The 2,287-nt window shown below is 51.0% G+C and carries 2 protein-coding genes; both read right to left on the reverse strand.

What is annotated here, in order from left to right:
* Nucleotides 1-167: 167 nt before the first annotated feature.
* A complete protein-coding gene (locus tag H6A34_RS14110) occupies nucleotides 168-1,514 on the reverse strand; it encodes an MATE family efflux transporter (protein WP_021948660.1) in 1,347 nt (448 codons plus the stop codon).
* 275 nt (nucleotides 1,515-1,789) lie between these two features.
* On the reverse strand, nucleotides 1,790-1,990 hold the full coding sequence (locus tag H6A34_RS14115; RefSeq protein ID WP_205106033.1) for a hypothetical protein: 201 nt from the start codon (nucleotides 1,988-1,990) through the stop codon (nucleotides 1,790-1,792).
* Nucleotides 1,991-2,287: the final 297 nt, after the last annotated feature.

Consider the following 2,287-nt stretch of genomic DNA (forward strand, 5'->3'; position numbering starts at 1 on the left):
AGGAGAAGAGGGCACGCGAGGCTGAGGAAGGATAGATTATTTTTTAGTAGTTAAAGTAGTTATCGGTAGTTAGAGTAGTTAAAGTTATTACTTTTGTTGCTTGCGGATAATAAACGGCAAGACATTTGACTTTAATTACTCTAACTACCGATAACTACTTTAACTACTTACTTTCCCCTTCTTTTTAAATAAAATCCTGTTACAGCGAGCGCCGTAAGCGCCTCTGCCACGGGCATGGCAAGCCATATTCCGTGCGTGCCGATGAGGCCCGGCATGATGAGGAAGCTGGGTATCAGCACGATGAAGCCGCGCATAAGGGCGAACGTCGTGGCCGGCCTTACACGTTCTACGCTCTGGAAATAGCCTACGGCGGTTACGTTGAAGATGAAGAAGATGAAGCCTGCCGCGAAATACGGGAAGCCGTCTACCGCTATCTTTGCCGCCTCGTTGTCAAGGCCTACGAACAGTCCTACGAGCCATTCGGGCAGCAGCACGAACGCCGCCGTTACCGTAAGGCCGCATATCGCCGCCGTTATCAGTGCCGTGCGCTCGGCCTCGCGCACCCTGACATGTGCCCCCAGGCCGAAGTTGTAGCTTATTATCGGCTGGGCGGACTGTGCTATGGCGTTGCCAATCATGAAGATGAAGGGCGTATAGTAGCAGGCAATGCCGAAGGCGCCTACGCCGTCGTCGCCTAAGTAACGCATGAAAACGTAGTTGCCCATGAAGATAAGTACGGCTAACGTTGCCTCGCCAAGCAACGCCGACGAGCCTATGCGGCACTGGTAGCCGATGTTTCTCGCGCTCAGCGACATGCTCCTGCGGCTGAGCTTGAGCCGCGCGAGGCGCAGCGTCTTGGCGTATCCCAGAATGTAGACGATGGCTATCAGGCAGCCCGCCACGGTGCTGATTGACGTGGCGAAGGCGGCTCCCATGATGCCCCAACCCAGCGGAAACATGAACAGCCAGTCGAGAAAGACGTTCATCGCCGCCGCCGTAAGACTGCTTATCATAGCCACCTTTGGCGAGCCGTCGAGCCTGATTATGAACAGGGCTATGGCCTCCCACACCATAAACAGCCACGACGGGGCATACCACAGCATGTACTCCGTGACCAACGGGCGCAGATGTTCCGACGAACCGAGCAGCCGTGCCGTGGCGTCAGGATTACAGAGCATGGCCACGATTACCGTGGCCGTTACGATTGTGGCGAACAGAAACGCCTGCGTAACGTTCAGCCGGGCCACTTTCTGTTTGCCGTGCGACAGGTGGATTGACGCCACCACCGAGCAGCCTGTGCCTATCATAAGGCCCAAGCCGGTAAGAAGCATCAGTGGAGGGCAGATGATATTCACGGCGGCAATGCCGTCGCTGCCGACGCTATGGCCGATGAATATGCCGTCGATGGCCGTCATGGCCGACATGCCGAGCATGCCCATCAGCGTCGGGAAAAACAGTTTCCTGAACAAAACGGGAATCTTCACCGTCCCGAAATCAATCGCATCTCTTTTCATATATTTATTTTTAGTTGACAAGTAGACGAGTGACGAGCAGACAAGGAGATTTCTTTAGTCGACAAGGGACAAGTTGACGAGCAGACAAGGAGATTTGCCTATCTTGCTTTTTACCCTTTTAACTTTTTACTTTTTTACCTTTAATTCCTCACCTTTTCACCTTTTCACTTTTTCACCTTTACCTTTAATTCCTCACCTTCTCACCTTTTCACTTTCTCACCTTTAAACGTTATATGCGGAATGCCGGATAAGACGGCAGGTTTCCCCAAGTCATCTTATCCGGCATTCCGCCCTCCGATGATGAGTGCATAACTCTCCTCGAAAGTATGTTTCCACGTCATTCGGCTGTAGTCAGCATATCTGCATGCGGCGTTAACGTGTGTTGAGATAACGTGAACGAGAGGAAAGAGAGCTGGCTCTCCATATCCCCAGTCGCCGTAAATCTTGTGCAAAGGTACTGCTTTAAGTGTTCTCATGCAACTTTTTTCACCTTTTTTATCAGTCAGTCATCACCGTATCGGGGCCTTGCCTGCCGCCTGTCAGCCGCCGTTTTACGCCTGACAGAAAAACCTTTGAATGTCTGTTTTGTAACGTCTTGATACTCAATGTGTTATGAAAGACCGTCTTTTGGGTTGTAAAAGACGGCCTTTTAGCGTCCAATTGACGGCCTTTTGAACCGTAAAAGGCCGCCTTTTACGGTTCATCCGCAGTTCTGTTGGATAAAGATAAGATGCTGATATTCAAGTATTTGTATTATCTTGTATGCTCATAAG

Source organism: Marseilla massiliensis, from assembly GCF_016899855.1.
Classification (GTDB): Bacteria; Bacteroidota; Bacteroidia; order Bacteroidales; family Bacteroidaceae; genus Prevotella.